27 protein-coding genes are annotated in these 25,243 nt (G+C 57.6%); 13 read left to right on the top strand and 14 right to left on the bottom strand.

All coding sequences use genetic code 11. The features are described from left to right. The first annotated feature begins 4 nt into the window (after window positions 1–4). The gene (locus FB556_RS01935) at window positions 5–1,489 is read left to right on the top strand and encodes a SulP family inorganic anion transporter (protein WP_141864248.1); all 1,485 of its coding nucleotides are present in this window, start codon (window positions 5–7) and stop codon (window positions 1,487–1,489) included. A 32-nt stretch (window positions 1,490–1,521) separates the two neighbouring features. On the opposite strand, the gene FB556_RS01930 is transcribed toward FB556_RS01935, so the two are convergent. The 4 genes from FB556_RS01930 to FB556_RS01915 form a co-directional block, all read right to left on the bottom strand. After that, complete coding sequence (locus FB556_RS01930; RefSeq protein ID WP_211343947.1) at window positions 1,522–2,838, bottom strand: SLC5/6 family protein; 1,317 nt, start codon at window positions 2,836–2,838, stop codon at window positions 1,522–1,524. Between the two features lie 273 nt (window positions 2,839–3,111). Further along, window positions 3,112–4,281: an acetyl-CoA C-acyltransferase gene (locus FB556_RS01925; protein WP_141864247.1), complete on the bottom strand. Its 1,170-nt coding sequence runs from the start codon at window positions 4,279–4,281 to the stop codon at window positions 3,112–3,114. Beyond that, window positions 4,278–4,928 (bottom strand): 3-oxoacid CoA-transferase subunit B, encoded by a 651-nt coding sequence (locus FB556_RS01920; protein WP_211343979.1) that lies wholly within the window; start codon window positions 4,926–4,928, stop codon window positions 4,278–4,280. Before FB556_RS01920 ends, FB556_RS01925 begins: the two co-directional genes overlap by 4 nt. Further along, entirely contained in the window at window positions 4,925–5,635 is a 711-nt protein-coding gene (locus FB556_RS01915) for a CoA transferase subunit A (protein ID WP_141864243.1), read from the bottom strand. Before FB556_RS01915 ends, FB556_RS01920 begins: the two co-directional genes overlap by 4 nt. 150 nt (window positions 5,636–5,785) lie before the next feature. Between FB556_RS01915 and FB556_RS01910 the strand changes: the two genes are divergently transcribed. The 3 genes from FB556_RS01910 (at window position 5,786) to FB556_RS01900 (ending at window position 9,405) form a co-directional block, all read left to right on the top strand. Beyond that, on the top strand, window positions 5,786–6,571 hold the full coding sequence (locus tag FB556_RS01910; protein ID WP_141864241.1) for an IclR family transcriptional regulator domain-containing protein: 786 nt from the start codon (window positions 5,786–5,788) through the stop codon (window positions 6,569–6,571). Window positions 6,572–6,639: 68 nt separating this feature from the next. Continuing rightward, the gene (locus FB556_RS01905; RefSeq protein WP_141864239.1) at window positions 6,640–7,437 is read left to right on the top strand and encodes a carbon-nitrogen hydrolase family protein; all 798 of its coding nucleotides are present in this window, start codon (window positions 6,640–6,642) and stop codon (window positions 7,435–7,437) included. A gap of 258 nt (window positions 7,438–7,695) precedes the next feature. Then, entirely contained in the window at window positions 7,696–9,405 is a 1,710-nt protein-coding gene (locus FB556_RS01900; protein ID WP_141864237.1) for a sulfate adenylyltransferase, read from the top strand. Window positions 9,406–9,487: 82 nt separating this feature from the next. Here the strand turns inward: FB556_RS01900 and FB556_RS01895 are convergent, their stop codons facing one another. Both FB556_RS01895 and FB556_RS01890 read right to left on the bottom strand, forming a co-directional pair. Beyond that, a complete protein-coding gene (locus FB556_RS01895; protein WP_141864236.1) occupies window positions 9,488–10,897 on the bottom strand; it encodes an NAD(P)-binding domain-containing protein in 1,410 nt (469 codons plus the stop codon). A gap of 266 nt (window positions 10,898–11,163) precedes the next feature. Beyond that, a complete protein-coding gene (locus FB556_RS01890) occupies window positions 11,164–11,475 on the bottom strand; it encodes a cupin domain-containing protein (RefSeq protein WP_141864234.1) in 312 nt (103 codons plus the stop codon). Between the two features lie 711 nt (window positions 11,476–12,186). Between FB556_RS01890 and FB556_RS01885 the strand changes: the two genes are divergently transcribed. Next, window positions 12,187–12,897, top strand: a complete 711-nt coding sequence (locus tag FB556_RS01885; protein WP_141864232.1) for a DUF4956 domain-containing protein — start codon at window positions 12,187–12,189, stop codon at window positions 12,895–12,897. 3 nt (window positions 12,898–12,900) lie between these two features. Beyond that, on the top strand, window positions 12,901–13,713 hold the full coding sequence (locus FB556_RS01880; protein WP_141864230.1) for a polyphosphate polymerase domain-containing protein: 813 nt from the start codon (window positions 12,901–12,903) through the stop codon (window positions 13,711–13,713). On the opposite strand, the gene FB556_RS01875 is transcribed toward FB556_RS01880, so the two are convergent. From FB556_RS01875 to FB556_RS01860, 4 genes are read right to left on the bottom strand one after another with little or no spacing between them, the layout of a single operon-like run. After that, window positions 13,710–14,384, bottom strand: a complete 675-nt coding sequence (locus FB556_RS01875) for a response regulator transcription factor (RefSeq protein WP_141864228.1) — start codon at window positions 14,382–14,384, stop codon at window positions 13,710–13,712. The two genes, FB556_RS01880 and FB556_RS01875, sit on opposite strands and share 4 nt — an antisense overlap. Beyond that, window positions 14,377–15,909 carry a sensor histidine kinase gene (locus FB556_RS01870; protein WP_246057158.1) on the bottom strand — a complete coding sequence of 511 codons (1,533 nt, stop codon included), beginning with the start codon at window positions 15,907–15,909 and terminating at the stop codon, window positions 14,377–14,379. The genes FB556_RS01875 and FB556_RS01870 overlap by 8 nt, the downstream gene beginning before the upstream one ends. Beyond that, window positions 15,896–16,237 carry a hypothetical protein gene (locus FB556_RS13480; protein WP_211343945.1) on the bottom strand — a complete coding sequence of 114 codons (342 nt, stop codon included), beginning with the start codon at window positions 16,235–16,237 and terminating at the stop codon, window positions 15,896–15,898. Before FB556_RS13480 ends, FB556_RS01870 begins: the two co-directional genes overlap by 14 nt. Before the next feature lie 48 nt (window positions 16,238–16,285). After that, window positions 16,286–16,789: a TetR/AcrR family transcriptional regulator gene (locus tag FB556_RS01860; RefSeq protein WP_141864225.1), complete on the bottom strand. Its 504-nt coding sequence runs from the start codon at window positions 16,787–16,789 to the stop codon at window positions 16,286–16,288. A gap of 135 nt (window positions 16,790–16,924) precedes the next feature. On the opposite strand from FB556_RS01860, the gene FB556_RS01855 reads away from it, so the two are divergent. From FB556_RS01855 to FB556_RS01825, 7 genes are all read left to right on the top strand, one after another. Continuing rightward, window positions 16,925–17,494 (top strand): biotin transporter BioY, encoded by a 570-nt coding sequence (locus FB556_RS01855; protein WP_141864223.1) that lies wholly within the window; start codon window positions 16,925–16,927, stop codon window positions 17,492–17,494. Then, the gene (locus tag FB556_RS01850) at window positions 17,469–18,545 is read left to right on the top strand and encodes an AMP-binding enzyme (protein WP_170200323.1); all 1,077 of its coding nucleotides are present in this window, start codon (window positions 17,469–17,471) and stop codon (window positions 18,543–18,545) included. Before FB556_RS01855 ends, FB556_RS01850 begins: the two co-directional genes overlap by 26 nt. Beyond that, window positions 18,542–19,585 carry a thiolase family protein gene (locus FB556_RS01845; RefSeq protein WP_141864219.1) on the top strand — a complete coding sequence of 348 codons (1,044 nt, stop codon included), beginning with the start codon at window positions 18,542–18,544 and terminating at the stop codon, window positions 19,583–19,585. The genes FB556_RS01850 and FB556_RS01845 overlap by 4 nt, the downstream gene beginning before the upstream one ends. Then, the gene (locus tag FB556_RS01840) at window positions 19,582–20,250 is read left to right on the top strand and encodes an energy-coupling factor ABC transporter ATP-binding protein (RefSeq protein WP_141864217.1); all 669 of its coding nucleotides are present in this window, start codon (window positions 19,582–19,584) and stop codon (window positions 20,248–20,250) included. Before FB556_RS01845 ends, FB556_RS01840 begins: the two co-directional genes overlap by 4 nt. Beyond that, window positions 20,216–20,845: an energy-coupling factor transporter transmembrane component T family protein gene (locus FB556_RS01835; RefSeq protein WP_246057157.1), complete on the top strand. Its 630-nt coding sequence runs from the start codon at window positions 20,216–20,218 to the stop codon at window positions 20,843–20,845. The genes FB556_RS01840 and FB556_RS01835 overlap by 35 nt, the downstream gene beginning before the upstream one ends. A gap of 140 nt (window positions 20,846–20,985) precedes the next feature. Further along, window positions 20,986–21,738 (top strand): glucosamine-6-phosphate deaminase, encoded by a 753-nt coding sequence (locus tag FB556_RS01830; RefSeq protein WP_141864214.1) that lies wholly within the window; start codon window positions 20,986–20,988, stop codon window positions 21,736–21,738. 188 nt (window positions 21,739–21,926) lie between these two features. Further along, window positions 21,927–22,355, top strand: coding sequence for a hypothetical protein (locus tag FB556_RS01825; protein ID WP_141864212.1), 429 nt, complete (start codon window positions 21,927–21,929; stop codon window positions 22,353–22,355). Between the two features lie 13 nt (window positions 22,356–22,368). Here FB556_RS01825 and FB556_RS01820 read toward each other — a convergent pair whose 3' ends face one another. From FB556_RS01820 to FB556_RS01805, 4 genes are all read right to left on the bottom strand, one after another. Next, window positions 22,369–22,638 carry a hypothetical protein gene (locus FB556_RS01820; RefSeq protein WP_246057156.1) on the bottom strand — a complete coding sequence of 90 codons (270 nt, stop codon included), beginning with the start codon at window positions 22,636–22,638 and terminating at the stop codon, window positions 22,369–22,371. Between the two features lie 155 nt (window positions 22,639–22,793). After that, a complete protein-coding gene (locus FB556_RS01815; RefSeq protein ID WP_141864211.1) occupies window positions 22,794–23,783 on the bottom strand; it encodes a phosphatidate cytidylyltransferase in 990 nt (329 codons plus the stop codon). Continuing rightward, on the bottom strand, window positions 23,780–24,490 hold the full coding sequence (locus tag FB556_RS01810; RefSeq protein WP_141864209.1) for a lysophospholipid acyltransferase family protein: 711 nt from the start codon (window positions 24,488–24,490) through the stop codon (window positions 23,780–23,782). Before FB556_RS01810 ends, FB556_RS01815 begins: the two co-directional genes overlap by 4 nt. Continuing rightward, window positions 24,487–25,182: a CDP-alcohol phosphatidyltransferase family protein gene (locus FB556_RS01805; RefSeq protein ID WP_141864207.1), complete on the bottom strand. Its 696-nt coding sequence runs from the start codon at window positions 25,180–25,182 to the stop codon at window positions 24,487–24,489. Before FB556_RS01805 ends, FB556_RS01810 begins: the two co-directional genes overlap by 4 nt. Between the last annotated feature and the right edge of the window lie 61 nt (window positions 25,183–25,243).

The raw sequence follows: 25,243 nt of genomic DNA, 5'->3' as shown, positions 1-25,243 counted from the left end.
CTTTATGTCCGCGGCGACGGTTACGCCTGCCTTACGCCAATCCGTTCGCGAAACCTTCAAACGACCAGCCTGGATGCGCACGGAAATCCTGGCCGGTCTGGTGGTCGCGCTCGCATTGATTCCCGAGGCCATCGCGTTTGCCCTCATCGCCGACGTCGATCCCAAAGTCGGACTCTACGCGGCCGGCATCATGGCCATCTCGATCTCGTTTCTCGGCGGACGCCCCGCAATGATCTCCGCGGCCACCGCCGCAACCGCCCTCGTCATCGCACCAATTGTGGCATCGCACGGGATCCAATACCTGTTTGCCACCGTAATTCTGGCCGGCATCTTACAGATTGTGCTCGGCGTGGTCGGCGTTGCCAAACTCATGAAGTTCATCCCGCAATCGGTCATGACCGGTTTCGTCAACGCCCTGGCCATTCTCATCTTTATTGCCCAGCTGCCCGATTTGATCGACGTCCCCTGGGCCGTCTACCCGCTGTTCGCTCTCGGACTGGCCGTCATCTTCCTGTGGCCCAAAGTCACCGAAGTTGTCCCGTCGGCCTTGGTCGCCATCGTCGTGGTGACCCTGATCGTCATCATCTTCAACATCGATGTCCCCACCGTGGCAGATAAAGGCGAACTGCCCAGCCAACTGCCATTCTTCTTCATCCCGGATGTCCCGTTCAATCTGGAAACCCTGGAAATCATCTTCCCAGCAGCACTGGCCATGGCCGTGGTCGGACTGCTGGAATCCTTAATGACGGCGCAACTGGTCGACAACATCACCGACACCGGTTCGAATAAAACCCGCGAATCCATTGGCCAGGGTGCCTCCAACATGCTGGCCGGATTCTTCGGCGGCATGGGCGGCTGCGCGATGATCGGCCAAACCATGATCAACGTGCGCGCCTCCGGAGCCCGCACCCGCATCTCGACCTTCGTCGCTGGCGTCTTCCTGCTCATCCTGGCCATCGGCCTGGGCGATATTGTCGGCATGATGCCCATGGCCGTGCTGGTCGCCGTGATGGTCTACGTCGCCTACGCCACGTTCGAATGGCACTCGATCGCCCCGCGCACCCTGAAGAACATGCCCAAATCCGAAACCCTGGTCATGCTCATCACCGTCATTCCCACCGTGGTCACTGGCAACTTGGCCGTCGGTGTGGGCTTAGGTGTCCTGGCCGCGATGATCGCCTTCGTCCGTCGCGTCTCCCACTTTGCCAAGGTCTCCCGCAGCGTCGATGACACCACTGCCACCTACCTGGTCACCGGCCAGCTGTTCTTTGCCTCATCGCATGACCTAGCCAATCAGTTCGAATATGCTCTCGACCCCGACCACGTGGTCATCGATTTGCGCCAAGCTAATATCTGGGACCATTCCACTGCAGCCACCCTCGATGCGATCAACGAGCGCTACACCGAACGTGGTAAAACCGTAGAGTTTCTCGGTCTGCGCGGGTCCTTCCCATTTGGTCGTCAAAACGTCTCAACGAAAGATCATTAGCAACGACGCCGCACATGCGGGTTGGCTCTGGATTAGAGACCGGTTACGGTGATGCGGTAAATAATGCAAGCCACCGCCGCGATCCCGGCGACGGCAGTGAAAACGTTGGAGACCTTGCCTCGGTATCTTTCTAACGCGTCGAAATGATGGATCGCATACATTGGCATCAGATACAGCACCACGGCAATGATTGGGCCTGCAAGAGTTTCGATCATGTCCAAAATGCCGATGTCGAGGATAGCGACCAGCCAGGTGGATAAGAAGATGAAGACCGCCACTGTGACGCTGATGGTCTGTTCCGAAGGATTCTTCCTGGCCTTTGTGGCGACAGAGCGCATGATGCCGGCGGCTCCTTCCGCCGCGCCGAGATAGTGCCCAAAGAACGAGGAACCGATTGCCGCAATCGCAACCGCCGGTCCGATATAGCCTATGAACGGATTATCCATCACCTGAGCTAGGTAAGACAGCACCGGGAGGTTCGCCTCACGAGCTTCCTGGAGTCCATCGACCCCCAGTGCCAAGATGGTCGACCAAACGAATCCCATGGTGAAAATGACCAGCAGAATCGTGGTGCGACGTAGCACCACATTGCCGCGGGCATCAGATTCGGAGCCATACCGTCGCTGCATCGCCAAAGTGTATTGAGAAACTGCCGGAGAGAAGTTGAACGCGAAGATCAACACCGGAATGACCAGCAAGAGAGCTTGGCCCATCTCACCCCAAGAGTGTGTCGTCTCCGAGACGAAGCTTGGTTGCCACGACGGGATGAGGTACAGGGTGACGCCGAGCAGAGCGGCGATCAGCGGATACACCAACCACTGCATGACCACCAGCATCACGCGTTGACCTCGGATCATCACGAGCATCATCAGCGCAATCAACACCCCCGAAAGTAACCAGCGGGGAGGAGAACCCCAATTCAACTGAGCGACCAGCAGACTATCGACGGTGTTCGTGATAGCAATTCCGTAGATCAGGACGATGGGGAAAATCGCCAAGAAGTAGAGGACCGTGACAACCTGTCCGCCAACTGCGCCGAAAAGCTCGCGGGCAACTACGGTGATATCCGCACCGGGGTTCTGTGAAGCTGACACGAATCGCGATAGCCCACGATGCGCGAAAAACGTCATTGGCCCAATGAGCACAGTCGCGATAACCAGCGGCCAGAGGCCTCCGGCCCCGGCGTTCATTGGAAGAAACAGGATGCCAGCGCCGACAGCGGTGCCAAAGAGGGAAATCGCCCAACTGTTTTCGAACTGACGACGTTTTGTGGATCCGCGCCCGTCGTCGGCTACGGTGGCGCCGTCAACGGCCGGCCGGGATTCGGGATCAGCTGGTTCTTGTGACATAAATATGCTCCACTTCTGCGGGGTGTTGCAGATCGTGTCCGTAATTAGGACATTTGCGCTTACCTCCATAATGCCCGACAACTGGGCGCCGTGATAACAGACAATCGTAGAAGCCTTCACACGGAGCACATCGTGCAGACGACCGACATGAGCTTGTCCAACAACGAAGCAACGTATCCAACGCTCTACTAAAGGATTTCACTCTATGCGGCCTGAGCCGTTGAGGGGACCACCGGCCTAGTAGAAAGGCAACGCCAATGACGTGTGTTGGCTCTAGACGGCGCGGAGGATGATGGCGCTGCCTTGGCCACCACCGCCGCAAATACCGGCTGCGCCGACGGATCCGGCACCGACTTCAGCCAGTTGGCGTGCCAACGTTCCAACAATTCGCGTTCCAGAAGCACCGATCGGGTGTCCCAGGGCAATCGCCCCGCCACGCGGGTTGATCTTCTCCAAATCCATGCCCAGCTCCTTTGCCGACTGTAACGAGACAGCTGCGAAGGCTTCGTTGATTTCCACGACCTTCAACTCAGCGGCGTCATACCCGGCTTTATCCAGCGCGCACCGGATCGCATTGGCCGGTTGCGAGTGCAACTGCACGTCCGGCCCGGCAACAAAAGCGGTGGACTCAATCCGCGCCAGGGGTTTCAACCCCATACGCTCAACGGCGGCCTCGGAAACCACCACAACGGCAGCCGCGCCGTCGGTAATTTGTGAGGCATTGCCAGCGGTCACGGTGCCATCCGGGGTAAAAGCCGGGCGCAGCTTGGCCAGCGACTCAGCGGTGGCATCACCACGCACCCCATCGTCATGTTCGACGACCGTTTCCACGCGACGAGACTTGACGGTGTACGGTGCGATCTCTTCGGCGAGCAACGCCTGATGCTGTGCCGCCCGCTGATGAGACTGGGCGGCGTAGGCGTCCTGGTCGTCTCGGTCGAGTCCTAACTGGCAGTTGCCCTGATCCGTCAGCGTACCCATTGCAATGCGCTCGAAGGCGTCGGTCAGTCCATCATGATCAACGGTATCTTGGAAATTTGCTGCCCCGTATTTGGTTGCTGAACGTAGGTTCGCCACGTGCGGGGCCTGCGACATCGATTCTTGTCCGACAGCGACCACGACCTCGGCTTCGCCAGCATTGATCAGTCGGTTGGCCTGCGAGACGGCTTCGGTCCCTGACAGGCACACCACATTGAGTGTCTGAGCGGGTTTATTGAACCCAATCCCGGCACCGATCGCGGTCTGTCGGGCAGGGTTTTGTCCGGCACCAGCCTGCAATACTTGGCCGGCGATCAGCTGGTCCACGTCCTCTGGGGAGATGCCCGCGCGTTCTAGGGCTGCAGTCACCGCGTGCGCACCAAGATCAACGGCGGTTTCGGTGGCCAACTGGCCGGTGAATTTGGTAAATGGGGTACGCGCGTATCCTGCAATATAGGCGGTCATGCGGCTACTTCCTCCAGCTCTACAGCGAACGGTGCATCCGTGATGTCAAGCAGTTCGTGGATTGTGTGTCCCGGTGCGATCTGACGTAGGACTAGTTGGTGGTCAACGACGTCGAAGACGGCCCGGTCGGTGATAATACGGTCGACCACACCCGCGCCGGTCAGCGGGAGCGTGCATTCGGTGACGATTTTTGGGGTGCCATCTTTGGCCACGTGATCGGTCATCACGACCACCCGCGGGGTGCCTGCCACCAGATCCATGGCTCCACCCATGCCTTTGACCAGTTTGCCCGGGATCTGCCAATTCGCCAGGTCACCGTTTGACGCGACCTGCATGGCACCCAGGATCGCGGTTTTGACGTGACCGCCGCGGATCATGCCAAATGAAGTCGCCGAATCGAAGAAGCTGCCGCCCGGTTCGATCGTCACGGTCTGTTTGCCGGCATTAATCAGGTCGGCATCTTCTTCACCCTCATACGGGAAAGGGCCCATCCCCAGTAGGCCGTTTTCGGACTGCAGTTTCACGGAGACACCCTCGGGCAGATTATTGGCCACCAGCGTTGGCATACCGATGCCCAAGTTCACATATTGGCCATCGGTGAGTTCTGCTGCAGCGATCGCTGCCATTTCATTGCGGGTCCACATTATGATGCAACCTCCTGCAGGGAGCGGACGGTAACGTTTTCGATTTCCTTGACCGGATCAGCATCCACCAGCGCCTGAACGAAAATGCCGGGCGTATGCACCTGATCTGGATCCACGAAGTCATCCAGAACGTGCTCGGCTTCGGCGAGCGTGAATTCACCCGACATAGCAGCCAGTGGGTTGAAGTTCATCGCGGTCTTACGGTAGCGCAGATTGCCTTCCGTGTCGGCAGTGTGCGCCTTGACCAGGGCGATATCAGCGCGGATGCCTTTTTCCATGATGGAGCGCTGCCCGTTGAAGACTTGTTCTTCTTTTCCTTCAGCAATATCGGTGCCCACACCGGTCGCGGTGAAAAACGCCGGGATACCGACGCCACCGGCACGTAGTCGCTCGGCCAGGGTGCCCTGTGGGGAGAACTCAACTTCGAGCTCTCCGGAGAGATACTGCTGGGCAAATAGACTGTTTTCACCAACGTAGGAAGCGATAACTTTTGAGACCTGCCGGTTTTCTAACAGGATGCCTAAGCCTTTGCCATCGATGCCCATATTGTTGGAAACGATCGTGAGGTCCTTAGCCCCTGTCTCACGCAGCGCATGAATCAGGCGAGTGGGATTGCCGGATAATCCAAACCCGCCGACGGCAATGGTCATTCCATCTTGCACGACCGAGGCCAACGCCTCGAGTGCATCATCTTGATACTTCGATTGCATGGTTTTCCTTCATCTGTCCACGATGTGGTGATTGACTAATCTGAGGTTGAACCTACTGACGCCCTTGGAATAGAACAAGAGTTCCCCAAAAATTCGATGACAATTGCTCAAAAGGTGACACTGCCAGCCAGAAGCGTCCATACTATGGACATGGCAAAAAAGGGATCCGGGGTTCAGGTACTATCGCGGGCAGCAGCCCTGCTGCGAGTCGTCTCGACAGCGATGCCGGACGGGCTCACCACTTCAGCAGCTGCACGTGCCACCGGTATTGCGCGGCCAACGGCCCACCGTATTTTAGACTCTCTAGCTACCGAAGGGTTCTGTGACCAGGACACGAAAACTGGCCGCTGGCTATTGGGACCAGAGCTCTTCCTCATGGGCAATATCGCAGGAGCACGCTATGACGTGACCGAAACGGCCCAAAAACATGTGCATGCTCTGGCACAGCAAACCGAAGAGTCCGCGTTTTTCTCCACGCTACGTGGGAACGAGACGGTTTGTTTGGTCCGTGAAGATGGCGCGTTCCCGATTCGATCCTTCGTGCTCTACGAAGGGCGACGCTTCCCCCTGGGGGTAGCCTCTGCAGGATTAGCCATCCTGGCGTTCATGCCGAAACGCCAAGTTGAAGAATATCTTGCTGAATACGACCTGGTCCCGGAGCACTCAGCCACCCATAGTGCCGAGTCCATCCGAGAGCGTATCGCTGACGGGCGGCAAAAGGGCTACGTGACGAACCCTGGACTCATTGTTGAAGGCAGCTGGGGGATAGCAGCCCCAGTTTTCGACGTCACGGGCTTCCCCGCTGGCGCCTTAAGTCTGACCGGCATTGAACCACGCTTCAAACAACCGCGCCGGGACGAACTGGGGAAATTACTGATGCATCATGCCCACGAATTGTCACAGGCACTGCAACAGCAGGCCTGGAATCAACGGTGATAGGACCTTTTTCTCGGACCGCTACAGCGTTATTCTTCTAGCACCCCTCTATATACGGAAGAAAGCGCATGAATCTTCACGCTGCAGTGATCCAGTACGCTCCGACCACCGACAAAACAGCAAACCTTGAGCTCATCACACAGTTGGTAGGCAAAGCAGCCGACCAAGGAGCTGAGCTGGCCGTCTTACCGGAATACGCCACCTTCAGTAAACCAGGCGTGGATGAGTCCTTCGTTGCATCTGCCGAAGATCTCGACGGCCCTATGGTCACCGCCTTGTGCAAGCTCAGCGTAGAACGCGACATTGCTCTTATCGCGGGTGTCAGCGAACCTGATGGGCGCGGGCGGATTTTCAATACGCTGATTGGTATCCAGGGCGGAGAAATCCAAGCCACGTATCGCAAACTGCATCTCTACGACGCATTCGGGCAGCAGGAATCCCAATGGGTCGTGCCTGGAGCGATCCAGGATCCACAAATCCTAGAAGTCAACGGATACAAAATCGGGCTGCAAACCTGTTACGACCTGCGTTTCCCTGAAGTCTCCCGAGTGCTTGTGGATGCCGGAGCAGATGTGCTGGCACTGCCAGCCGCGTGGGTTCCAGGTCCTTTGAAGGAAAATCACTGGACTACTCTGCTGCGTGCTCGCGCTATTGAAAACACCGTATATGTTGTGGCTGCAGATCAGTCCGCGCCCACCGGGGTGGGGCATAGCTGCATTATTGATCCGATGGGTAACATGATCGCTATGATCGGCGACGACGTAGGAATCGCACGAGCAGAGCTCACCGAAGAACGGATCACCAGTACACGTACAACCAACCCAGCACTTGCTGGGCGCCGATTCAGGGTCAGCCCGAAAGAGTAAGGCGCCTTACCTATTGGGCTTCAGACGGCTGCTCCGACCGCATTGGACCGTGGGCCGTTCACTTTTGAAGCCTTTCTCAGTACCATCCCCTGTACATGCTGCAGTGACGTAGGACACTTAACTTCCATTTGTGGTTACCTGCAGTTAGAGGAGCCGGTACCAGTTTCTCCGTCACGCGCAGCGTCACACCTTCCGACGGCGTTCCAATGCTTGAGAGCTTTTGAGATGTCTGAGATATGAAGAGGAGAGCGGGAAATCATGGTAGAAAAAGCGTTGGTGCTAGACCAAGAAAAGTTCGCAACGTATCCACAACAACCTCACGGTGGCAAGTTGGTGGACCGGGTAGCAACAGGTCAGGCTCGCGAAGACGGACTAGCAAGAGCTCAGACACTGCCGAAGATCATGGTGGATCTTGAAGCGGCCATCACCTTGGAGCTCATCGCTACAGGAGTACTGTCACCCAATGAAGGTTTCATGAATGAACAAGAGTATCTCTCGTGCTTGGAAACCGGTCGCATGACTAATGGCCTACCGTGGCCCGTTCCATTGAGCTTCGCCCCAATCGGTGAGCGCAATAGCGAAGTCGTCAAATCCTTGTCCGTGGGCGACGAAGTGGTATTAGTCGATGAGGATCACAAGCCGATAGCCCTGCTGAAGCTTGATGACCTGTTTAACTACGACAGGGCGCATCGCGCGAAACATATCTTTGGCACCACGGACCGCAAACACCCGGGCGTCGATGCAATCTACCGCCGGATGGGTGATACCGCGCTCGCCGGCAAGATCACCTTATTGAACCGCCCAGACTGGGGGCCGTTTGAAGGCATGCGCATGGAACCCAAAGACACCTGGCGTCTCTTTTACGAAGAAAGAAAATATACCAGTGTCGCAGGGTTCGTGACCGGCGCGAACCCCATGCACCGCGGGCATGAGTATATGCAAAAGAATCTGTTAGAAGAAGTCGATGCACTGCTGCTCTTGCCACTGGTGGAGATGGCGAAACGTGAATATACGCGTCACGAATTCCGCATGCTGGCCTACCGCAGCGTGCTCGATGAATACTACCCGTCAGATCGAACCATCATGTTCCCACTGCGAGTTACCTACGTTTTTGCCGGACCTCGCGAGGCCGTTTTACACGCTTTGATCCTGAAGAATCTGGGGTGTACTCACAAGATTGTCGGCCGGGATTATGCAGGCGTTGGTGATTACTACGAGCTGTACGAAAGCCAGGGCATCTTTGATGAATTCACGCCAGAAGAACTCGGGATCGATATCCGCTTCTTCAACGAAGTGTTCTACTGTGTGCGATGCGCACAACCCACCACGTTGAAGACCTGCGCCCATGATGACAGTACGCGAATCTACATCTCGGGCTCAGGGATTCGCGAACTGCTGCGCCACGGTTTCATCCCACCAGAAGAGATTGCGCGACCAGAATCTGGCCGCATCGGCATCCAGGGGGTTCAGCCCAAGGGACTCAACGAAGACGGGGAGTCAGTGAAACCTGCTGGCAAACTGATCCAAACGATGTTCCCGTACTATCTGACACATAAAGGTATCGGTGGACGAAAACGTGAGAAATTGTTAAACCCAGATGACCTGACCAAGGATGACATTGAGACCATCATGCTCGATATTCAGGAAAATGCTGGGCTGATTTACAAACAGACCGCCCAGGAGTATGCACGCTCCGCAGACATTAACCGCGCACGGCAACCTGCCTGGGTCGAGAAAGCTCAGGCTGACGTTCGCAAAGAACAAGAACGTGTGATTCGCACGTTGGAAGATAAGGTCGCCAATGCTTCCGAAGAAGCCTCGGATGAATTCATGTATCAGGGCCGAGACGAAGCACAACAGGAACTCGATGTCGCCCGGAAGATTCTGACGGAGACCGGAGAACCCATTACGGAAGAAAAAACCGCGGACCGGGTTTGGAATATTGCGCCCTACGACCGGTATTACTAGGACACAATCGACCTGAAAAGCTCAGCTGCCAACAAGAACCTTGTTGGCAGCTGAGCTTGAAGCATTAGTTCGAGTCGAGGAGTTATTTTGTTCTGACGGATTTGACAACGTCTTCGTCGTCCATCATCTTTTCGATCTCGTCTTTTTCTGGTTGCGACAGGTAGCGCTGCAAAGAATCGTCGAGTTCGCGTATCCACGGAGTGTGGTGACGTGCTGACATCGTTCCGGTCATCACTGATCGGTGCTGCTTATCCCGATAAGTAAGGACGTTTTCTTTCTTATCACGAACCCATGCCAAGAAGATCTCCACCACGGCGTCCAGATCGAACATAGGATAATCACTGTTATCGATGAGATCCCGAATGTAATCGGCCTGGAAACGGACTTCTTCAGCTTCGGTGCTCAAGTCATGGAAACGTTTCACCCATGTTTGAATGTGGGCTGCACGATCCCCGGCGGAGGGCAGTTCGGCACGGTCGAGGATCAGGTCGCGAACATACCATGCTTGGGCATCGAACATATTGAACGTGAACCATTGATCCTGTGCACCCAGGTAGTAGAGGTTCGGGTTTTCTTGCCAAACCACACCGCGGTAGAGGCCAGACGGGTAGACGTTATTTGGTGAATCGATGGCCAGGTCACTTGGCAAGAATGGGTAGTTGTGGATGTAGCCGGTGCACATGACCACGGCATCAAACTCGCGTACTTGGCCGTTGACGAAGTGCACTTTATTACCTTCGAAGCGCTCTACCAGAGGCAGTTCTTCCATACCCTGTGGCCAATCGTGTCCGATAGCTTTAGTACGGTAGCTCAGAGTAACGCTGCGCGCGCCCATCTTATAGGCTTGCACACCGATGTCCTCAGCCGAGTATGAGGAACCGATCATCAGTACGCGCTGATCCGCGAATTTCTCGGCACCACGGAAATCATGTGCGTGCTCGATTGATCCTGGAAAGGTTTCGATACCCTCAAAGGTTGGAACGTTCGGGTAGGCAAAGTGCCCAGTTGCTACAATGACACGATCAAATTCTGATGACGAGGTAGTACGAGTTTTGAGATCTTCTACCGTGACGGTGAAAGTGTCGGTGTCCTCGTGGTGCTGCACCCAACGAGCCGCGGTGGCGAATTTTACTTTGTCTTTGGCCTTGCTGGAGCGTAGGCGTCCGTCAATGTAATCCCACAGGACTTCGCGCGGTGGGTATGAGGAAACGGGACGTCCGAAGTGCTCATCAAACGTATATTCGGCGAATTCGAGTGCTTCCTTTGGTGCGTTGGACCAGAGGTTGCGGTACATCGAGGAGTGCACGGGTTCACCGTATTGGTCGATACCGGTGCGCCATGAGTAATTCCACTGACCTCCCCAATCATCTTGCTTCTCATAGCAAACGATTTCAGGGACTTCTGCCCCGGCGCGTTCCGCCGATTCAAAGGCTCTCAATGCTGCCAGGCCGCTCGGGCCGGCGCCGATAATTGCAATACGTTGTTTTTGCACAGTGTCCTTTCGCAAATGTATGCATGCCGGTAGGCCGGTGGAGACGATTCAAGCGCTGTGTGCGTAGCCTCTACACCCCACGAAATCCGCGGTGGCAGGGTGGCTCCGTTCTCCTGGGAACGGGCAGATAATGACCCTGCTTTATGCCTTGTCTTAGGCATGCTCAACAGGATCATTGTATCAAATTCTCGACTTTTATACTTAAAACCTCTCAATCGGCGTGTTGATAATGGTCCCGTGAAGTCGCTTGCATGACAGTTGAGCTTCTATAACGTTGCTTGTCCGCCTGCGAATGTGAAACGGATGCCCTTGGGCATGATGTGGATGGCCTTGAACGTAGGGTCTGGGATAATCTCATGCCACACTTCAGCGGGAATCACGATGCTCTGACCGGCTATGAGTTGTGGTTTGGTCTCCGGAAATTCCACGATAAGTTGGCCCTCGGTGACCACCAAAACGGATTCTTCAGATGCTTTATGTCGAGGCCACTGGACGCCCTCAGAAGCCTCCATTTCTTTGGTGTCGAATATTGCGCCCTCTTCTAATGCAGTGACTTGTGGTCGCGGAGTGGAGATCATAGCGATGCTGCCTTTCGGTTTTTTCCCTGTGGGTGCTTGTGCCCAAGTGTCGCATATAAGGTGTGGCATCCTGCAGCCTGCTGGGGCCGAAGTGTAGCGCTCTATGACGTGGTATACGAGAGTGGGATATATGGTGCAGCCTCTTCAGCATTGTTGTGACAGGCGCAGATGAAGGACCAAACGATATATTGCAACTTTTTATCAGGAGGTTTTCATGCCCACTCGAGCAATCATTGACGGTATTCAACAGCGTGCTGGAGTTGAGTCCCCCGAAGCGGCACGCGATCTTGCTGTTGCTGTGTTGGCTAATTTGACTTGAACCGACCTGGCGGATCAAGAACACGGTTTCGCAGCCGAATTGCCCCAAGAGTTCGGTGAAGTGCTAATGAGTGTCACCGTAGAAAAGGAACGCGCTGATGCATCCACGATGGTGCATCGAGTCGCCGCCTGACTCAACACTGCACTGGATCAAAGCGACCCTGGACCCGCGCGAGGTTCTCATTGTTGGTCGAAACTGTGTCGCCGGAGCAACGAGAGAAAGTTGTTGCAGCACGTCACCAGGACTTAAAGCACTACACCATATGGGATGTCTAAGCTCAGCCCAATAGCGGCTGATAAATGAGAAACTTCTCACCGTCTTCTTCTTTTCGTTTCATAAACACTTCCTAGGGTGAATAGGAACTGAAAAGCAAATGAAAAGGAGACATCAGCATGATGGCATTGTGGATGGGCCTGGTAGCCAATATCGTCGGGATGGCAATCCTGGTTTATCTCGTCTATTTCCGGCGCCACTTCCGGCGGGACCTTGCGCTTGCCTATATCGCGTTAAGTATGGGCATCTTTGCCGTCACGCTGCTGCTCTCGGAATCCGAAGCCGGTCTGGGGCTTGGTCTTGGATTGTTCGGCATTCTGTCGATCATCCGCCTACGCTCTGACACTCTCACCCAAGAAGAGGTGGCCTACTACTTCATCTCGCTTGCGATTGGACTGATCAACGGACTGCATCCAGATCCGGCATGGGTTTCGCCATTGATTACCGCGTTTTTGGTTGGTGTCATGTTTATTGCTGACCACCACTGGATCGGGGCGAAAACCGAAAGACAGATGGTCACCTTGGATCGGGCATACCCATCCCAGCAAGAACGCGTGGCAGCACTGGAAGAGCTGCTGGATGCCAAAGTCTTGCGCACCGTCGTGATGGAATTGGACATGGTCCGCGACATGACCATTGTGGACGTTCGCTATCGCACCAATGAATCTGTCGGGACCTTGCCCGGCGATAAGATCCTGGAACGCATCAAGAACCGCAAAGAACCCCTGGATCAGCAGCAAACTATCGCGCTGCAAGAACCGATCGGTGCGCAGCAGCGCACATCATCTGGGTTTGCGAACCGACTCGTCAATGCGATCACGGGTCGATAGTCCATGCAGGAAACCAACCAGAAACAACGCTTCAGTCAAGCCCGTATTGCCATGGAGTGCGCGGTTGATGATCGGTCAGGGATTTCCCTGGCCGACGTCGTGGAAAACGCGGCTCTGCAGACCCGGGTAGATAAAAAATTCTTATTGACTCCCGAACAATTTCGCCAGTTTACCAACCGGCTGGGTCCGGAATTTTCGGTCATGCAGATCAATGGGCTGCGCACTTTCCAATACCGTTCCACATACTTCGACACCCCAGACTTTGAACAGTACGTCGCTCACCGCCAAGGGCGTCGTCGGCGGTACAAGGTGCGCTCGCGGACATACGTGGAATCTGAGCTGTGCATGTTTGAGATCAAGACGAAAGGTCTGCGCGGGGCGACGGTCAAGCATCGTCGCGAGCAGCCGATAGCCGATGCTCACGTGCTGACGCCGGAAAACTTGGAATTTGCAGCCCAGGTGCTCGCCCAAGAATATGGGCACAAGATGCCAAAATTGGTTCCGGCATTGCGCAATGCGTATCGGCGGGCAACACTGGTAGACCCGGTGGATGGGGAGCGCGTGACCTGCGATGTGGATTTGCGCTTCGCCGATACGGACGGTGTGGTGCATGGGCCAGACATGGTGATCGTGGAGACTAAGACTGCCGATGGGCGCGGGATATCCGATACAGCACTGGCGGAGTTGAATATTCGTCCGGTGAGCATGTCGAAGTACTGCCTTGGGGTGGCAACACTGAACCCTCAGTTGCCGGCGAATAACTGGTCGCGCCTTCTGAAGCGGCTCGACTGGCAACGTACAGCTGCCGGTGGCTAGCTGTCTGGTTGGGTGGCTAGGCGGTAGCCGATACCACGGACGGTTTCGAAGCGGTCGGTGCCGAGTTTATTGCGCAAATATCGGACGTAGACGTCGACGACGTTGGAGGCGGGGTCAAAATCATAGCCCCACACGCGGGATAATAGCTGTTCCCGAGATAGCGCTTGGCCGGGGTGGCGCAAAAACGTTTCGGCGAGCTCAAATTCTCTGGTCGACAGATCGACTTCCACGCCGTTAACTTTGACGACCCGGCGCAGTCGATCCAGTTCTAACCCGTTATGCGTCAGGATCGATACTTCGGCCTCTTGTGGTTCGGCGCGCAAGCGCAACTGGACGCGAGCCAAGAGCTCATCGAAGTGGAATGGTTTGGCCATGTAATCATCGGCGCCGGACTGTAGGCCGGCGACCGTGTCGTCCACGGTGTTGCGAGCCGTCAGGATGATGACCGGGATGTCGAGACCGACCGAGCGGATGTAGTTCAGCACACTGTAGCCATCGGCGTCAGGCAGGCCCAGATCGAGGATGATCAGATCGAAGGTAGCGCTGATCGCTTGGGCGCGGCCTTCGGCGGCAGTAGCGGCGGTTTGGGTGGTAAAGCCGGCGGCTTTGAGTCCTTTGGCGAGAAAGGAGCTAATGCGGGGTTCGTCTTCAATAATGAGGATTCTATTCACCGACACCGTACTCCTGATCGCTAAAACGGGACGGTTCCAGCGTACCTGTCGTGGTGGCAAGCGCCGGTGTTTGTTCCTCAGGTGCTAACGGGATGGTCAGGATGAAAATCGAGCCTTGGCCGGGTGCGGATTCCACGTGGACGTGGCCTCCGTGGGCGAGCGCGATGGCTTCGACAATGTTCAGCCCGAGCCCGGAGCCTTGGGCACGTTGGCCGTTGCCGCCGCGACCGAAGCGTTTGAAGATGGTCTGCTGGTCTTCTGCGCTGATGCCGATCCCGGCGTCGGCAACCCAGAGGCACAGTTCGGTGTCGCCGGCGATGCTCAGGCGGATGGTGCTGCCCAATTCGATGGGGCTACCGGGGTCGGAGAACTTCACGGCATTGGCGCACAGCTGCAGCATGGCCTGGGTCAGCCGCGGGCCGTCGATCAGAACCTCGCCGTCGGCGTTGGCTTTCAGCGACCAGTCGCGCTCGCCCAGGGCTGCGGCCTTGGCGGTGATGTCGTGCATCAGGGCATTGATATCGGTCGGCTTGGGGTGAAGGAAATCTGTGCTGTTGGACTGGGCGAGGGTGACCAGGTCATTGACCAATAACGACATGCGGTGCAGCTCGTCTAAGGCGATGTCTTTGGTTTGGGTCACGTCTGCTGGGTCGGTTTCGTCCATGACCTCCAGGTGCCCACGAATAATGGTGATCGGGGTGCGCAGTTCGTGGCCGACGTCGTCAAGCAGTTGCTTTTGTTGTTCCAGGGATAGCTGCAACCGGTCGAGCATGTTGTTGATGGTCTCGGTCAGTTCGGCGAATTCATCGTGACCGCGGGCCTGGATGCGCGAGTCGAGGTCTTGTTCGGAGATACGTCGGGCGTTTTCTTGTAAGTCGCGAACCGGTTGGAGCATGCGTCCCAGCAACAGCCAGGCAACCACGCCACCGATGAGCATTGCACCGGCTCCTGCAGCGGTGAAAATGACCAGCGACATGCGCAGCTTGTGGAGTTCGGCTTCGACGTCGAAGGTGGTCAGGAACACGGCCGTGGTGTCATCTTCGGCTAATTGCACGGGCACGACGGCCGAACGATACCGGGTGATGTCGGTTTCAAAGGACGTGAGGTAGACGGCCTCGGGGGATAGCTGGGAAGCCCAGTGCACAAACTGGGGATCGTTTTCCAGGCGCATTGTGACGTTTGTCGGCGCACTCCACACGATGTCCCCGTTTTGCATAGCGAGCATGCTTTGGGTTTCGGTGATGTGGTTATACTGCATCGCCGTGTACATCAGGTCGGCTGCTCGGGTGAAGTGCTGCTGGGTGTCGGGGTCAATGCTGGTGTCGGCCAGTACGCGGAATTCTTCGACATCGCGGGTCAGTGTGTCATCCAGGGTGGACTCGAGATTTTCGCGCTCGAGCACGTAGTTGACGGTTCCGGTGATTAGCAGTGTGAGTCCGGCGAGCATGATCATGCCGATCAACAGGCGAGCCCGAACCGATAGGCGACTGCCCGCAGCGCGCTGGGACTCGTTAGTCGTCGTCATCGTCGTCCCAATCATCATCGTCGTCATCATCCCAGTCGTCATCGTCCCAATCATCGTCATCCCGGTCGTCGTCATCGACCACGACCGGGGGAGCGGGCTGGACGGGCTGACTTTCAGGTGAGGGACTTTCAGCTTCCGCGGGCGTTTCTGTTTCGGTGGTCGCTGACGCCGTGGTGGAGGGGGCGGGTTCGTGCGTGTTGTGCACAACAGGGCCGAGGTCGATATCGTCGGGCCCGCTCATCACGGGCTGGATCGCAAAGGCCGCAGTGATGACGGCAACTACCCCGACGAGGACCCAGATAAGTCGGGTGACAAGGACACGTGACATGGCTCCAGTATGCAGGGTCAACATGAGACGAAAATGAGAGGCCCTACCTTAGAGCAGCAGATCCAGCGCCTGACGGAACGTGGTGATTGTGGTCGTGTCGACCTCAAGGCCCAGTGCTTGGGCCTGCATGCGCTGCTGGTTCAGGGTTGCGTGTCCGATCAGCAGTGCCATGAGTGCATCGGTAGTCACGGTGTCCCCAGAGACCTCCGCGATGATTTCGCGCATCCGGGAGCCGCCGGTGCCCAGGGCTAGGACGGATGCGGTGAGTTCAGCGGCATCGCGGGTGGTGACGAGTTTGTCGTAGAGCAGTTCGGCTCGGGCAACCAGATCCGCGCGCCGATTACCGGTGGGCGGAGCGACATCCAAGTCTTCCAACAGCTGATCGACCATGGCGCCCAATAGGGATTGTTTGTCCCTGACGTGCCAGTAGAGTGCGGAGACGGCGACGTCGAATTCTTTGGCGACCCGGCGCATCGAAACATCGGCTAGCCCGTGGGCGGCTAGCAGGCGCAGCCCAACGCGGCTGAGGGAATCGCGAGTAATCGTAGACATTACCGACCATCATAATGCTGGTGGATGAGTAGTGATCTTCAAGTCGTTTCACACTGTAGCGGGCACGGCAATTTCAGGCTACACTGAACACCGTTCAATGAACGGTGTTCAACAATTTTTTGTCAAGGAGTCACAATGTCGGCACGAGACATAGCGCGCATCGCGGTATTTGCAGCCCTCACCGCCGGGATGGGGTTGATTGGCGCCATCAGCGTGGGTGGTGCCGTACCAATTACCCTCCAAACCCTGGGCGTAATGCTGGCCGGAGCGGTGCTGGGGCCGTGGCGTGGAGCTGCGTCCATGGCGCTCCTGTTGTTCGGGGTGGCCATTGGGTTGCCGCTGCTGGCTGGGGGGCGCGGGGGTATCGGGGTGTTTATGTCACCCACGGCCGGCTATCTGATCGGCTGGGTGGTTGCCCCAATTGTCATTGGTCTGATCGTCGGGTCCCGCCCCGTGTGGTGGCGTGTAGCGCTGGGTTCAATTATCGGGGGTATCCTCGTGGTGTATCTCTTCGGTATCCCCGTCCAGGCTTGGTTCACTGAGCTGAGCATTGGCGAAACCATCATCACCTCCCTGGTGTTTCTGCCCGGTGACCTTACCAAAGTTGTGATCGCCACCTTAGTGACCATGGGACTCTACCGCGCCTACCCGCGCGCTTTTGCGATGGAATCAGCCAAACGTGCCCCGGAACCTGTCGCTCATTAACGCAGCGCGAGCAGCCGACGCGTTGGCACAAGCGCTAAGCGTGCGTGCCGACGGTGGCGTCCCACTGATCACCGATCCCAGGGCGCCGATTGCCGACGACGCGCTGGCGATCTCGCTGCCAGAGGCCGCGGCTTGGGCTGTGCTAACTTCTGGCACTACCGGTGCCCCGAAGATCGTGGTGCGCACCGCTGACAGCTGGCGGGTAGCCTTCGCACCGCTCAATGCTGAGCTCGGCCTGCGTCCAGGCGACGGACTATGGATGCCGGTGCACCAGGTGTCGTCGATGGCGCTATTCTCAGCGGCTTGGGCACAGGAATCCCACCTGGCATTGGTCATCCCGGAAACCGGTGACCCCGGGCTGAATCGAGCGGTGGCCGCACACCTCACACCACTATGGCTGGAACACCTGGTGAAGCTACTGGAAGCCGGAACCCCATCGACCATTGACACCGTGTTGGTCGGCGGCGACCGTCTGCCCGCTCAACTAGCCGAAAACGCTGAACGACTCGGGCTGCGTGTCGTGCCCTATGTTGGTGCATCCGAGCTGAGCCTGGTTGCCTGGGATACCGGGGATGGCATGCAGGCATTTGACGGCGTCACCACTCGCATCATCGATGGCGAGCTGTGGGTGGCTAGCCAACAGCTCGCCCTGGACGTCATCGGTGGCACATTGCGCACCGAGGTCATCGACGGCGTGCGGTGGGCAACCGTTGGTGATCGTGTGCACGAAACCGACGGCATCCTGGAGTTCCTTGGCCGGGGCGACGGTGCGATTCTGACCGCCGGCGCGACCGTGGTGCCCGCCGACGTCGAACGCGTCATCACCGCGCACCCGCAGGTGGCTGCTTGTCTGGTGCTGGGACAACCTGATGCGGTGCTTGGTCAACGCGTCGTCGCATGGATTGTGGGCAACGCCGAGATCTCTGAGCTACGGGCCTGGGCGCGCTCTCGGTTACCTAAAGCGGCCCGGCCGGTGCAATGGCATCGCGTGAACCAGCTGCCGCGCACCCCTTCGGGTAAGATTCGGCGAGTAGTCCCGGAGGTAGCATGACCCGCATTGTTGTCACCGCCGGTGCCCGGACCGCGATCACCGGCTGGCACCGCGGCCAATCTGACATGACCGACGACCAGCTCGCCGCGACCGTCCTCTCCGCAATGCGGCGCCAACCCGATCTGGTCATGCTGGGCAACACCGTGGGCCCCGGAGGCAATGTAGCCCGAATCGCCACGCTTGGCACCGGCTGGGAAACCACCGGCGCCGTCACCCTGGATGCTCAGTGTGGCTCCAGCCTGCTAGCTGTGGGCCAAGCCGCAGCCCATGCCAAAATGACCGGGCAAACCGTGGTCGCCGGCGGCACCGAATCCCCCTCCACCGCCTGGCCCGATGGTAAACGAACCCAGGCGGCTTTCGCGCCGAAAGGTTTCCCCGACCCGGATATGACCGAGGCGGCAGACCGGCTCGCCATCGACTACGACATCAGCCGCGAAGCTCAAGAAACCTACGCGCTACACAGCCACCAGCGTGCCTTGGACCATCCCTCACACTTCCTGGTTGGCGGTCGTCCCGACGACGGCCCCCGTGATGTGACCAAACTACTTGGCCGACTTGACCCCGTGACCAATCACCCGCTGGCCACCGTGACCGGACTATCGGCCGCTCGCATCGCTGATGCCGCAGCCGTCGTGGCGCTAGCACCCGAGACCACCGTTGACAGCCATCTCGGGGTGGAAATCGTAGACTACCGGCTGGTTGGGGCCGACCCCGCCCTGCCGGGCATCGCCGCAGCCCCTGCGATCGATGCTTTACTAACAGCCCACCGCCTGCACATCCACGACATCAGCGTCATCGATATCGTTGAGGCCTATGCTGCCCAAGTGCTTGCGGTCTGCCAGCGTCTCAAACTCGACCCAACCGCGGTCAACCTCCACGGCGGCGCCCTGGCTCACGGCCATCCATGGGCCGCATCGGGCGTCATCGCTTTATTAACCACCATTGAACAACTACACAACGCACCGGCCGGAACCTACGGCCTCATTGCTGCCGCAGTCGCAGGCGGCATGGGGGCCGCCGTGCTGGTGAGGAACCTATGATTGAACTGCAAAACGTGACCGTCACGGTCAAACCAGACGACGCCGTCCTGCTGGACAACGTCTCGGCCACCCTGGATGCGCCCACGACGGCGATCATTGGCGAGAACGGCTCGGGCAAATCGACCCTGGCCAAAGTGCTCTCCGGGCTGCTGGACTACACCGGCTCGGCCAAGATCCACGACATCGAAGTCGCCACCGGGCGCAAACAGCTAGCCCGCCGCGTCGGAATGATCATCGCCAATGCGGCAGCGCAAGTGATTATGCCCTCGGTCGCCGAAGATATCGAACTGTCCCTGCGTCATCTGCCCAAAGACCAACGCCAGGCGACCCTGGAGGCGGTACTGGCCGAACACGATCTGGCCGAATTCGCCGATCGGCCCGCCCTGTCGCTGTCCTCCGGGCAGCTTCAACGCCTCGCGTTGGCCTCAGTACTAGCCACCCGACCAGATGTGCTGATTGCCGATGAGCCCACCACCATGCTGGATGCCCGCTATGCCAAACTCGTCGGGGAACAACTCTTTGCCTCCGAAGACCGGCAGCTGATCCTCATCACCCACGACCTGCAGCTGGCCGCCAAATGCCAGGACATCATCTGGATTCATGACGCCAAGATCGCCCACCGTGGCTCAGATGCGATCGACCGCTACTTGGAGCACATCGGCTGACATGCTCTCCCTGTACTATCCTGCTGGCTCGTTTTTACACCGAATGCCCACCGGACTCAAGCTCGCCCTGTTAGCCATCGGTTCGGCTGCCCTGTTCTTCCTCCCGGACTCCTACTGGTCCATCTTGGTCGTCGCCATCCCATTGCTGGGCTACGTCCTTGCCCGAATTCCGCTGCGCATCATGGTCACCGATGTGCTGCGCATGGCCTTTCTGCTGGTCTTCTTGCTGGTCACCCAACTGATCTTCAACGAGCCCGAAGTCGCAACCACCGTGGTTGCGCGGCTAACCACCATCATCCTGGCTGCCCAACTCTTCACCCGCACCACCAGAATCAAACACCTAGTCGTCACGGTGGAAAAACTTATGACGCCGTTCGAGCCCTTGGGCGTCAACCCCAGCAAGGTCGCACTGGCAGTCGCGTTGATGCTGTCGGCACTAGGCCAGATTATGGGATTCATTGGTCAGGTCCGTGACGCCCAGCACGCTCGCGGCGTGCGCTTAGCCCCCTGGGCGTGGGTCGTACCGGTATTAGTGCTGTCGTTGAAACACGCCGACGATATGGCAGATGCCCTGGTCGTTCGCGGGCTCGATTGATTTTGACCCGCTACGTATAGCGGTGAGGATAGGTCGCCGGTGTAAAGTGAAGAAATCGGCACGCGGGAAATCAGCCGGTGAGGAAACACGGATGATGCCGTTACACTTAATGCCTAAAACAATCCGAACGGGGATAACGAATGGTAAAAGTAAAAATTCTGCCCGATAAGGTCAACGCCTCCGAAGAGGTCGCTCAGACGCTGCACGACCTGATCGTGGAAAAACCTAACGCGGTCATCGGCGTCGCCACCGGTTCCACCCCGGAACTGGCCTACGAGCTGCTGGCAGAAAAAATCAAAGAACACAACACCGATGTTTCCCAGTTGCAGTTCTTTGCACTGGACGAATACATCGGACTGCCATGGGATCACCCCGAGTCATACCACGCCGTCATCAACCGCACCGTGACCGTTCCGCTGGGTGTCGAGCCATCCCAGGTCCACGTACCTGAAGCCCCCGACGATGCCACCGAAGGCCCGGTCCGCTACTATGACGAACACATTGAAGCCGCCGGCGGCATTGACCTGCAGTTGCTGGGCATCGGCCGCAATGGCCACATCGGGTTCAACGAACCCGGCACACCCTTTGATGCGCCAACCCACGTCGGTCGTCTCACCGATATGACCCGCCAAGACAATTCTCGGTTCTTTGACAGCGTCGATGAAGTCCCACCCCTGGCCGTGACTCAGGGCATCGGCACCATTCTGAAATCCCGCAAGGCCATCCTGATGGCTTTCGGTGAAGCAAAAGCCGATGCCATTCGGGACTCCTTGGCGCAGCCACCGGCCGAAGACCGCCCAGGATCCGGGCTGCAACTGCACAGCGATTGTGTGTTCTATCTAGACGAAGCAGCCGCTGCAAAAGTTGACTGCGAGCCGCTGAAAGTGAACTAACGCCCTATAGCTGCCAACAGCCAGGCGCCGTCGCAGGTGAATGTTTCATGAATTGTCGCCGACGACTTTGGAAACGTGTTTGCTAGCGCCTTCAACCAATTTTGGTTCCTTGTGAAACCTCGGTAGCGTGGGGCAGGGCTTTTCCCGCCCCACGCGCTGATCACTCACCTTGAAGGAACCATTTTCTCATGCATATTCGTCGTCACCTTGTCTTTGCTGGCGTAGCTACAGCAGCCGTTTTTGGTCTCACCGCATGTGGCGGCAGCGCACTGGCAAGTTCCTGTGAGGACTACTGGGAATTTGATCAGGAGCACGCCGGCGCCATCGGGGAAGCGATGCAGCAGGTCGGTTCCGGTGCATCCTACGACGCCGATGCAACCCGCGCCATGATCGACGATGCCACCAACGACTTCAAGGCACTCCTTGATAACTCCCAAGACGAAATATTCGTCGAAGAAGCCTCCAAAACCCTGCCCATGTTCGAGATCGTCAACACCCTGGCAGACCCAGATGTATCCGTTGACGAGAAAGCAGAACTGATGGGTTCATCAGACCTCAACGAGATCATGGAAGCCGAACGCAACCTTATTGAGATCTGCGAAGCGGAAATCAACTAGCCTGCGGGGGCTTCTACTGGTTGGTTGATCCGCGGGGCCAGATGAGATGGTCACGAGGGCCCTCCAAACGGGCTACCGCGATTTTGACCTCGGTGAGCTCTCCTCGTAATTGGTGAAGGTCTGCACGGAATTCTCCACGAACTGCACGGAACTGTTCATGGACTTCAGCGAATTGGGCGTTCGTGCGTCGTATCATCCATGCGAAGCCAGCAAAAATCCCACCGCCCAGTGTGACGAGCAAACCGGCGGCGGAAATGAGAATAGCAAGCGTTTCTACCGACATATACACATTCCTATTCTGCACCATAGAGAACAACTGTTTCCAGCAAATCTAGGAGATTATCCCTATGTGCGGAGCGGCACCGTCAAGATATGTGGAAAAATCGGGTCGGGCAGGCCTGCGGGTGCATCTTCAGTACTGGAGGCGTGGCATTCGACCTAGATGGTAAAGAAGAACCGGACTAGGTGGAAAAACACCGGCGCTGCGAAGCTCAGGGAATCTAGCCGGTCCATGATCCCGCCGTGCCCGGCAATGGTCGCGCCAAAGTCTTTGACCCCGCGGTCACGTTTGATCGATGACATCACTAGCCCACCGAAGAAGCCCATCAGGCAGGAAACCAGAGCCAGCAACGCGGCCTGCCACCAGGTAAACGGCGTGATCCACCACAGGCCGGCTCCGATCGCGGTTGCCGTCAGCACGCCACCGATCAGCCCTTCCCAGGTCTTATTCGGCGAGACTTTCGGTGCGACCGGATGTTTGCCCAACGTCTTGCCCCAGACATACTGGAACACATCAGACAGCTGGACTACCACCACAAGAAACAGCATCAGCAGTGCACCTTCGGCACCGCCGGAACCCAGCGGCGCTCCTTCAGCTTCCTGCCGACCCAGGTCCATCATGACCGGTAATTGCATGATCGCCGGCACGTGGCTGATGGCATAGACACACACCATGAGTGCCCATTGAATCAGTGCCGCACGCTGCAAAAAATTATCGGTGTCGCCAACCAGCGCGTTGCGGATCGGCAAGAATAAGAACGCATATACCGGGATCAGCACTGCAAAGGCGCCGTACCAGTGCTCCCATAAAAACCAGTAGTTGATCAGCGGAATAATGTAGACCAGCCAGACCAGCGTCTTATGATCTGATCGATGCGTCGGGGCAATCGTGAGAAATTCGCGCAGCGCAAGGAACGACAGCACCAGGAATAACACGACGACGGCGGTCTCACCGATTAACAACGTGACCGCCAGTCCGATGGCCATGATCCACCAGGCACCGATGCGCTGGTTTAGGTTCTTCAAGGTGGCACTTTGGCTGCCTTGATGGCGCAGCCCTAGGAGGACCGCAACGATCGTGGCCACGACGAGGATGCCGACGATGCTGACGAAGAGGCTCACGACGGTCTCATCAAAGAGTCCGATCATGTGGCGTCTCCTTCAACGGCGTCCTCGGTTTTAAGTTCTTCGGCAAGGATGCTGCGGGCGCGGTTGAGAAATATTTCCTGGGGCTCGTCGTCTTGCAGATAGATCGGATGATGCACCACGACGGTGGACAGATGGGGGACCGGGATGAGCTCTCCTTTGGGTAGTACGCGTCCTAAGTTTTTCAGCGTCACCGGTACCACCGGGATGTGCGGGGCATGTTTGGCGAGTCGGTACAGACCAGCATGGAAGGTGGCGACCTGATCAGCCGGTCCGCGAGTGCCTTCGGGGAAGATGATGAGCGAATCGCCTTCATCGAGGATCTTGGTCATCCCGGTAAGCTGGCCTTGTTTCGGTGAGCTGCCCGAATCTGTTCTGACGGTGGTTTTCTCATCGGCACGAGTATACGGGCGGTCCTTATAGCGCTGCACGAGATGCGCGTTGAAGATTCCACGGGCAATCGAGCGTCGAATGCCGGCACCCCAGTAGTCTGCGGCCGCTATCGGTCGGACCCGAGGCTGCAGCTCTGCCGGCATGATGGCCCACAGCATCAGAAAGTCCAAGTGCGAGGAGTGATTCGCGTAGTAGATGGCCTGTGTTGGAAAATGCGGCGGGGAGCCGTCGTCGCCCTGGGCGATGAGATTCGCTCCGGCTGCGGCAATAATCGTTTTCGATAGGCCACGTTTCAAAAGGCCCGAGGGCTTATTCATTGAGTATCGGCCTCTCGTGCATGCAGCGCGGCGGTGATCCGATTCAGCCGCATGATCACCGTGACAATCGAGCCCACCAGGATAATGACCAATCCGGTGGCAAGGAACAGCCCGTGAGCATCGAAAAGCGGTTCGAACAGCGACGCCAGGCTGGCCACGACCAATACCCACATGCGCGCAGGCTTGGCCATTGGGCCATCAAAGAAATTCCCCATCCCGTTCGCAGCCCCCAGCGTGCGAACATAGGCGGTCATCACGGCGGCCGAGGCAGCAGCCCACCCAAGTACCACGCCCCAATCGAGGCTGTCGGTTGCCCAGACCCCCAGCGTGGCGTACCCGGCGGCGGCCAGCAGGATCAGATCAGCCACCCGATCTGGCACTTCATTGAAGAGGTCACCGGTTGGGGTGTGCATGCCCTTTTCCACGGCCAGCATCCCATCGAGCATGTTCAACAGTAACCGCAACGGGATACATAGCACCGCAACAACCAACCAGGCAGCCCGTGCGCCGTCGGTGGCGACCACAGCAGAGGCGATAAACGCCACACCACCAAGAGCGGCGAAGAACACAGAACCTACTGACACTTTATTTGGGGTCAGCTTTGCGGCATACATGACATCAGCAAGTTTGGCCGCCCACGACGTCGAGCGCTGGGGGATAGCACGCCGATCGGTGCCCTGCGGAGTGTTCATGTCCGGCATCGTTCCTCGTCAATCTCAGCGGTGGAAGTACTGCTCCAGTGTAGGCGGTGGG

Origin of the sequence: Enteractinococcus coprophilus, assembly GCF_006716305.1 — a bacterium.
In the GTDB taxonomy this organism is placed as follows: domain Bacteria; phylum Actinomycetota; class Actinomycetes; order Actinomycetales; family Micrococcaceae; genus Yaniella; species Yaniella coprophila.
Note: the sequence above shows the minus strand (reverse complement) of the source record. Positions and strands in the feature narration are given on the sequence as shown.

Coding starts and splice junctions, on each gene's coding strand:
- FB556_RS01900 (WP_141864237.1), top strand. CDS start 7,696: ATGGTAGAAAAAGCGTTGGTGCTAGACCAAGAAAAGTTCGCAACGTAT.
- FB556_RS01830 (WP_141864214.1), top strand. CDS start 20,986: ATGGTAAAAGTAAAAATTCTGCCCGATAAGGTCAACGCCTCCGAAGAG.
- FB556_RS01805 (WP_141864207.1), bottom strand. CDS start 25,182: ATGAACACTCCGCAGGGCACCGATCGGCGTGCTATCCCCCAGCGCTCG.
- FB556_RS01840 (WP_141864217.1), top strand. CDS start 19,582: ATGATTGAACTGCAAAACGTGACCGTCACGGTCAAACCAGACGACGCC.
- FB556_RS13480 (WP_211343945.1), bottom strand. CDS start 16,237: ATGTCACGTGTCCTTGTCACCCGACTTATCTGGGTCCTCGTCGGGGTA.
- FB556_RS01915 (WP_141864243.1), bottom strand. CDS start 5,635: ATGCAATCGAAGTATCAAGATGATGCACTCGAGGCGTTGGCCTCGGTC.
- FB556_RS01880 (WP_141864230.1), top strand. CDS start 12,901: ATGCAGGAAACCAACCAGAAACAACGCTTCAGTCAAGCCCGTATTGCC.
- FB556_RS01835 (WP_246057157.1), top strand. CDS start 20,216: ATGCGATCGACCGCTACTTGGAGCACATCGGCTGACATGCTCTCCCTG.
- FB556_RS01855 (WP_141864223.1), top strand. CDS start 16,925: ATGTCGGCACGAGACATAGCGCGCATCGCGGTATTTGCAGCCCTCACC.
- FB556_RS01870 (WP_246057158.1), bottom strand. CDS start 15,909: ATGACGACGACTAACGAGTCCCAGCGCGCTGCGGGCAGTCGCCTATCG.
- FB556_RS01820 (WP_246057156.1), bottom strand. CDS start 22,638: ATGTCGGTAGAAACGCTTGCTATTCTCATTTCCGCCGCCGGTTTGCTC.
- FB556_RS01930 (WP_211343947.1), bottom strand. CDS start 2,838: ATGTCACAAGAACCAGCTGATCCCGAATCCCGGCCGGCCGTTGACGGC.
- FB556_RS01935 (WP_141864248.1), top strand. CDS start 5: ATGTCCGCGGCGACGGTTACGCCTGCCTTACGCCAATCCGTTCGCGAA.
- FB556_RS01810 (WP_141864209.1), bottom strand. CDS start 24,490: ATGAATAAGCCCTCGGGCCTTTTGAAACGTGGCCTATCGAAAACGATT.
- FB556_RS01885 (WP_141864232.1), top strand. CDS start 12,187: ATGATGGCATTGTGGATGGGCCTGGTAGCCAATATCGTCGGGATGGCA.
- FB556_RS01925 (WP_141864247.1), bottom strand. CDS start 4,281: ATGACCGCCTATATTGCAGGATACGCGCGTACCCCATTTACCAAATTC.
- FB556_RS01905 (WP_141864239.1), top strand. CDS start 6,640: ATGAATCTTCACGCTGCAGTGATCCAGTACGCTCCGACCACCGACAAA.
- FB556_RS01890 (WP_141864234.1), bottom strand. CDS start 11,475: ATGATCTCCACTCCGCGACCACAAGTCACTGCATTAGAAGAGGGCGCA.
- FB556_RS01825 (WP_141864212.1), top strand. CDS start 21,927: ATGCATATTCGTCGTCACCTTGTCTTTGCTGGCGTAGCTACAGCAGCC.
- FB556_RS01860 (WP_141864225.1), bottom strand. CDS start 16,789: ATGTCTACGATTACTCGCGATTCCCTCAGCCGCGTTGGGCTGCGCCTG.
- FB556_RS01815 (WP_141864211.1), bottom strand. CDS start 23,783: ATGATCGGACTCTTTGATGAGACCGTCGTGAGCCTCTTCGTCAGCATC.
- FB556_RS01910 (WP_141864241.1), top strand. CDS start 5,786: ATGGCAAAAAAGGGATCCGGGGTTCAGGTACTATCGCGGGCAGCAGCC.
- FB556_RS01845 (WP_141864219.1), top strand. CDS start 18,542: ATGACCCGCATTGTTGTCACCGCCGGTGCCCGGACCGCGATCACCGGC.